Annotated in this window: 6 protein-coding genes; 3 read left to right on the forward strand and 3 right to left on the reverse strand. The window is 63.5% G+C overall.

The genetic code is table 11. From position 1 onward, the window contains the following. Both EOA29_RS21255 and EOA29_RS21260 read right to left on the reverse strand, forming a co-directional pair. The coding region (locus EOA29_RS21255) for a xanthine dehydrogenase family protein molybdopterin-binding subunit (protein WP_145969728.1) at window positions 1–1,802 on the reverse strand (1,802 nt) is incomplete at its 3' end. A gap of 126 nt (window positions 1,803–1,928) precedes the next feature. Further along, entirely contained in the window at window positions 1,929–2,429 is a 501-nt protein-coding gene (locus EOA29_RS21260; protein WP_126093365.1) for a (2Fe-2S)-binding protein, read from the reverse strand. Between the two features lie 194 nt (window positions 2,430–2,623). On the opposite strand from EOA29_RS21260, the gene EOA29_RS21265 reads away from it, so the two are divergent. Further along, entirely contained in the window at window positions 2,624–3,880 is a 1,257-nt protein-coding gene (locus EOA29_RS21265) for an FIST signal transduction protein (protein WP_126093364.1), read from the forward strand. Window positions 3,881–3,885: 5 nt separating this feature from the next. Continuing rightward, window positions 3,886–5,223 (forward strand): hybrid sensor histidine kinase/response regulator, encoded by a 1,338-nt coding sequence (locus EOA29_RS21270; protein WP_126093363.1) that lies wholly within the window; start codon window positions 3,886–3,888, stop codon window positions 5,221–5,223. A 9-nt stretch (window positions 5,224–5,232) separates the two neighbouring features. Here EOA29_RS21270 and EOA29_RS21275 read toward each other — a convergent pair whose 3' ends face one another. Further along, entirely contained in the window at window positions 5,233–5,916 is a 684-nt protein-coding gene (locus tag EOA29_RS21275; RefSeq protein ID WP_126093362.1) for a response regulator transcription factor, read from the reverse strand. A 206-nt stretch (window positions 5,917–6,122) separates the two neighbouring features. On the opposite strand from EOA29_RS21275, the gene EOA29_RS21280 reads away from it, so the two are divergent. After that, the coding region (locus tag EOA29_RS21280; RefSeq protein WP_189478951.1) for a fumarylacetoacetate hydrolase family protein at window positions 6,123–6,483 on the forward strand (361 nt) is incomplete at its 3' end.

Here is a 6,483-nt window from a genome sequence, read left to right on the forward strand (position 1 = left end):
CACGGCACGTTCTTGTCGGTGCCGGCAACCTTCAGCGCGCCGTTCTCGATGACGATGTCGCTCTCGTCGGCCTCGAGCAGATGCGCGGCGATCTTCTTGGCCTTGGCCTCGACCTTGTCGAGCGCTTTGGAGATCGCCGACATACCGACCGCGCCCGAGCGCGAGCCGTAGGTGCCCATGCCCATCTGCACCTTGTCGGTATCGCCGTGGACGATCGAAACCGAATCGATCGGCACGCCGAAACGCTGGTTGACCAGCTGCGCGAAGGTCGTCTCATGGCCTTGGCCATGGCTGTGCGAGCCGGTCAGCACCTCGATGGTGCCGACGGCGTTGACGCGCACTTCCGCCGATTCCCAAAGGCCGACGCCGGCGCCGAGCGAACCGACCGCCGCCGACGGCGCGAGGCCGCAGGCCTCGATGTAGCAGCTCATGCCGATGCCGCGCAGCTTGCCGCGCTTGGCGGCATCCGCCTTTCGCTTGGTGAAGCCGGCATAGTCGGCCGCCTTCATCGCGGCGTCGAGCGAAGCGTTATAGTCGCCCGCGTCGTAGCTGAGGATTACCGGCGTCTGGTGCGGGAAGGAGGTGATGAAGTTCTTGCGCCTCAGCTCGGCGGGCGTCACGCCGAGCTCGCGCGCGGCCGTCTCCATCGTGCGTTCCAGAAGGTATGTGGCTTCCGGCCGCCCTGCCCCGCGATAGGCATCGACGGGGGCGGTGTTGGTGTAGACGGTGCGCACATTGGCGTGGATGGCCGGGATATCGTACTGGCCCGACAGCAGCGTGGCGTAGAGATAGGTCGGCACGCAGGACGAGAACAGCGACATATAGGCGCCGAGATTGGCTATCGTGTCGACTTTGAGCCCGGTGATCCGGTTGTCCTTGTCGAACGCCATTTCCACCATCGAGACATGATCGCGGCCATGCGCGTCGGCGAGGAAGCTTTCGGTGCGGTCGGCGACCCATTTGACGGGCACGCCGGTCTTCTTCGACGCCCAGAGGCAGACGATCTCCTCCGGATAGATGTAGATCTTGGAGCCGAAGCCGCCGCCGACATCCGGCGCAATGACGCGCAGCTTGTTCTCCGGCGCGACATTGTAGAAGGCGCTCATCACCAGCCGCGCGACATGCGGATTCTGCGACGTCGTCCAGCAGGTGTAGTGGTCCTCGGCCTTGTCGTAGTGGCCAAGCGCTGCCCTTGGCTCCATCGCATTCGGCACCAGCCGGTTGTTGACGATCTTCATGCGCGTGACATGTGCCGCCGACTTGATCGCGGCATCGGTTGCCTTGCCGTCGCCGATCTCCCAGTCGAAGATCAGATTGTTCTCGGCCTCGGCATGGATCTGCGGCGCGCCCGGCTGAAGCGCCTTGGTGGCATCGACCACAGCCTTCAGTTCCTTGTAGGTGATCTCGACCGCCTCCGCCGCATCGCGCGCCTGGCCCTTGGTGTCGGCAATGACGATGACGACGGCGTCGCCGACATAGCGCACCTTGTCGACGGCGAGCGGCGACCAGGCGCCCATCTTCATCGGCGAGCCGTCCTTGGAATGGATCATCCAGCCGCAGATCAGGTTGCCGATGCCGTCGGCCTTGAGTTCCTTGCCGGTCAGCACGCCGATGACGCCGGGCATGCCTTGAGCTTTCTTCACATCGATCTTCTTGATCTGCGCGTGCGCGTGCGGGCTGCGCACGAACGCGGCATGCTTCATGCCGGGAACCACCATATCGTCGACATAACGGCCGCCGCCGGTGATGAACCTCTTGTCTTCCTTGCGCGCCACGCGAGCGCCGACACCTTCGATACCCATTGCGGAAATTCCTCCCGTAAACAGCGAGTAGTGAGTAGCGAATAGCGAGTAGGGAACGATTGGAGTGGAGGCCGCCCAAACAGAGACCGGCTACTCGCTACTCCCTATTCGCTACTCGCTCGGGCCTCACGCAGCTTGCTTGGCCTTGCCCTTCGATCCCTTCGCCATCGCTTGCGATGCGGCGAGGATCGCCTTGACGATGTTGTGGTAGCCGGTGCAGCGGCAGATGTTGCCCTCAAGCTCGGAGCGCACGGTGGCCTCGTCGAGGCCTTCCGGATGGCGCGCGATCATGTCCGTCGCCGTCATGATCATGCCCGGCGTGCAGAAACCGCACTGCAGACCGTGATGCTCCCTGAAGGCTGCCTGCACCGGATGCAGATCGGCGCCGTTTGCCAGCCCCTCGATCGTCACGACGCTCGAACCCGAGGCCTGCGCCGCGAGCATCGTGCAGGACTTCACCGCCTTGCCGTCGACAAGCACGACGCAGGCTCCGCATTGCGAGGTGTCGCAACCGACATGCGTCCCGGTGAGACCGAGATTCTCCCGCAAGAAATAAACCAGAAGCGTTCGGTCTTCGGCAACGCCGCTGACTCGCTTTCCGTTTACCATCAACGATATGTCCGACATGAATCCTCCCTAGGTATTACCTTGGTAGTCCCGGCGCGGGTTATTGCCCGGCTGCCCCGGGCTATCCGCTATTCCTATACCGTATAATGCACCGGAAGAAGTGCCCCAAAGCGCCACGCTGCGAGAATGCAGTTCGTCCGAAACTCCGCATATTGTACTTTCGGTCATGCAGCACGAGGCCCGCCATTGCCAAAATGGCGGTTGAAGACAACAATGCCTTTCGACGCAAGCGGGCTGAACGCATACAAAAAAGCGTCGGAGGAAATGCAGGGAGGAAGTCGCTGGCCAACTCACGGACGCACTATGCTTGCGGCCTCTCGGCGCTCACCACGGATGAGCCCGACGCAACCGCCTTCGCCCGGATGGTCGCGGCGGAAGCCGTGGCCATGGACGCCGGCTTTGCGCTGCTTTTCTTTTCCCAGAGCCTCGTCGATGCGGCCGCCCTGTCGGAAGCGCTCAAGACATATGCACCCTCGCTTGACTATGCCGGCTGCTCGACCGCCGGTGAAATCACCCCTCAGGGCCTCGAGGAAGGCCATGTCCTTGCACTGCTGCTTCCTACCGCGTCCTTTTCGACGGCAAGCATCATGGTCGACAACCTCTCTTCGTCGAGCATGGACAGGATCACCGGCGAGGTGGCGGCGCTGAGACGTTCGCTTCGCGACCGTGTCGGGCAAGGGCGGGCCAAGGACACTTTCGCGCTCTGCTTTATCGACGGGCTGTCCTATGCCGAGGAAGCGGTGACCTCGGCCATCCACTGGGGGCTGGACGACATTCCGCTGATCGGCGGTTCGGCCGGCGACAACCTGAAATTCGAGACCACCAGTCTTATCTCGAACGGCAAGGTCGCTTCCGACAGCGCCATCGTCGTGCTGATCGCGACCGAGATCCCCTTCCACGTCTTCAAGACCGACAATTTCATTCCCACCGACGAGAAGCTGGTGGTCACTCAATCTGATCCCGATCACCGCATCGTGCGCGAATTCAACGCCACCAACGCCGCGGAGGAATATGCCGCCTCCGTCGGCATCGTGCCGGAGATGCTGACACCCTTAAGCTTTGCCTCGCACCCTGTCGTGGTGAAGGTGGGCGGCGAATATTACTGCCGCTCGATCCAGCGCATGCATGCCGACGGCTCGCTGTCATTCTTCTGCGCCATCGACGACGGCGTCGTTCTGTCCATCGCTCAGCCGAAGAACATGGTCGAAGCGACACGCGCCGCCCTGCAGGACGTCGAGCGCAAGCTCGGCGGCATCGACATGGTGCTCGGCTTCGACTGCGTGCTGCGCCGGCTCGACGCGCGCAACCGCCAGGTCTTCCGCGATATTTCCGAGCTCTACCGGACCAACAACGTCATCGGCTTCGGCACCTATGGCGAGCAGTACCGCTCGATGCATCTCAATCAGACCTTCACCGGCATCGCCTTTGGTGAGCGTCGGGCCGCCGAGTGACTGCCATGCCGCTTCGCGATATCGACGACCTCGAGAAGCTGAAGAAGATCAACGCCGCCCTGGTCAGCCGCGTCGAACGCTCGATGGACCAGCAGGTCAACGCCTTCTCTTTGTTCCAGACGGCGATTTCGCTGGAGAACCGGGTGCGCACCCGCACCGAGGAGTTGCACGCGACGCTGCACCGGCTCGAGCGGTCGAACATCGAGCTCAGCGCTGCTAAGGAAAACGCCGAGCAGGCGAATCTTTCCAAGACCAGGTTCCTCGCCGCCGCCAGCCACGACGTGCTGCAACCGCTCAACGCCGCGCATCTGTCGGTCTCGGCGCTCGCCGAAGTACAGACCAGCGAGGAAGGCAAGAAGCTGGTGCGCCAGGTCGAGCGCTCGCTGGAGACGATGGAAGACCTGCTGCGCACGCTGCTCGACATCTCCAAGCTCGACGCCGGCGTGGTCCAGCCCGAAATCAGCGATGTCAGCCTGGAGGCGTTGTTCTCCTCGCTGCGCTCGGACTTTCTTCCCGAAGCCGAAAAAAAAGGCCTGTCGCTAAAATTCCGGCCGGTCAATGTCGTCGTGCGCTCCGACCGCACGCTGCTGCGCCGCATCCTGCAGAACATCCTCTCAAATGCACTGCGCTATACCCGCTCGGGCGGCGTGCTGGTGGGCACCAGGCATCGCGGCGATACCATCCGCATCGATGTCGCCGACACCGGCTGCGGCATCCCCGACGACCAGCGCGAGGCAGTGTTCGAGGAGTTCCACCGCGGCATCTCCACGCTTGCCGATGGCGGACTGACGGGCGGGCTGGGCCTCGGCCTCGCCATCGTGCGTCGCATGGCGGCAGCACTTGGCCACCCCGTCACCTTTTCCTCGAAAGTCGGACGCGGAACGATCTTCCACATCGACGTGCCGATCGGCATGGCGCCAGCCGAGCCGGCCTCGACCGCCGCCGACATGGACCGGCCGCGCGGCTACGGCCTGTTCGGCACCAGGGTGCTGCTGGTCGAGAACGACACCGACGTGCTGAGCGCCATGACCTCGCTGCTCGAGCGCTGGCAGTGCCTGGTGCGCGCCGCGACCTCGACCGACGATGCGCTCGACCTCATCGGCGACACCGACTGGGTGCCCGACATCGTCATCGCCGACCAGCATCTCGACGGTGGCGATCTCGGCACCGCCACCATCGCCGAAGTGCGCGACTATCTGGGCCGGCCCGTGCCGGCGCTGATCGTCACCGCCGATGGCTCGGAGCTCGTCGCCAAAGCCGCCCGCGCCGCCGGCATCGAATTGATGCGCAAGCCGCTGAAGCCGGCACAGCTGCGCGCGCTATTGGCGCATCTGCTGGCTTAGAAATTACGCTCAAAACCCAGTCTGATCCCTGAACAGCTCCGTATTGTCCAGCTTCGACACCTCGATCACTGCCTGCGTGCGGCTGTAGACATTGAGCTTGCGCAAAATCTCCGAGACATGCGCCTTAACCGTAGTCTCGCCCACCTGCAGCTCATAGGCGATCTGCTTGTTCAGCATACCCTGGCGCAGCATCTGCAAAACCCTCAGTTGCTGCGGCGTCAGCGTCGCCAGCCGCTGCACCATGTCGGCGCGGTCGGTGCTGTCGGGGTCCGCCGGCTGTCCGCCATAGTTTTCCGGCACATAGACCGCGCCGTCCATCACCGAGCGGATGGCCGCGGCGAGATCGCTTTTCCTCGCCGATTTCGGGATGAAACCCGCGGCACCATAGGACAGCGCCTCGGAAATGATCTTCGGCTCCTCATAGCCCGACACGATCACCACCGGCAGGCGCGGATAGCGGGTCCTGAGCTGCAGCAGCCCTTCGAAGCCGTGCACGTCGGGCATGCTCAAGTCGAGCAGCGCCAGGTCGAACGGTTTTGCATCGGCGAGGAGATCGATCGCCTCCGCGATCGAGCGCGCCTCGACCGTATCGACGTCAGGATAGGCCATCTGCACGGCGCTATGCAGCGCCTCGCGAAACAGCGGGTGGTCATCGATGATCAGAAAGCGGGCGCGATCGCTGACGGGGGTCATTGCTCGGATTCAGGCATCGGTTCGATTTCGGTCGGCACAGGATAGTCCCGTCACCATGGTCAGATTATTGCCAAATAGTACATCGCCCGAAAGTCGCCTTGTCGGCAAAATAACAGGGCCAACGGTTTCATGATCGCCGTGCCTTGCCTGCTCGCCGAAATCGGCCGAATGTGCAGGCAGATTCACACTAAGGCAGAACCCAGCCGATGACAGACTTCGTCCTCCCGCCGCCAGCGATCGCCTCAGTCGCCATTGCCGGCTCGGGGGAGCGATTTGCCGTGCGTCGCATCTTCTGCGTCGGGCGCAATTACGCGGCACACGCGCGCGAGCTCGGCAATGACGAGCGCGACCCGCCCTTCTTCTTCACCAAGCCGGCCGACGCGGTGGTCGACAGCGGCGCCGAGATCCCCTACCCGCCATTGACCGCCAACCTCCACCACGAGATCGAGCTGGTCGTGGCGATCGGCAAAGCCGGCTTCCGCATTCCCCGCGGCGAGGCGCTCGCCCATGTCTGGGGCTACGGCGTCGGCGTCGACCTGACCCGCCGCGACCTGCAGGACCAGGCGA

The sequence above is a fragment of the Mesorhizobium sp. M1E.F.Ca.ET.063.01.1.1 genome, assembly GCF_003998155.1.
Taxonomy (GTDB): Bacteria; Pseudomonadota; Alphaproteobacteria; order Rhizobiales; family Rhizobiaceae; genus Mesorhizobium.